Origin of the sequence: Granulicatella sp. WM01 (assembly GCF_004570605.1) — a bacterium.
Classification (GTDB): domain Bacteria; phylum Bacillota; class Bacilli; order Lactobacillales; family Aerococcaceae; genus WM01.
The window spans coordinates 1-398 of record NZ_SPPB01000142.1 but is presented as its reverse complement, the minus strand read 5'-3'; the positions used below and the strand labels follow the sequence as shown (position 1 = coordinate 398).

The following is a 398-nucleotide window of genomic DNA, read 5'->3' as shown; positions in this document are numbered from 1 at the left end:
AGCTACTGCAAAGTAACCGTCCGGGCAACACACCTTCCTGACACCGTCGCTTGAGGCGATGGTGTCCACCCAAATATAGGTGGACACCATTTTTAGCCTTTTTAAGCGGACGCCCATGCCACAAGAACGCCGTTCCTATTCCAAGTCCTTCAAGGCCCAGGTCATTGCTGAGTGCGCCCAACCTGACACTTCAATTGCCAATGTCGCCTTGACCCACAACCTCAATGCAAACCTCGTCCATAAATGGATTCGGGTGCATGCACAGAAAAACCTGACACTTCAAACCGCCTTCATCCCGGTCAAGACATCGCCGCCGGTGCCGATGCATCAGGCCCTTCCTGCCACGATCCGAATCGAAGTGCCGCATTCAAAAGGCGTAGTCGTGGTGAGTTGGCCGG

1 protein-coding gene is annotated in these 398 nt (G+C 54.3%); it reads left to right on the top strand.

Going from position 1 to position 398, the window contains the following annotated elements:
- Positions 1-115: 115 nt before the first annotated feature.
- Positions 116-398, top strand: a 283-nt coding sequence (locus tag E4T68_RS09020) for a transposase (protein WP_135126068.1), incomplete at its 3' end; no start/stop codon positions are given.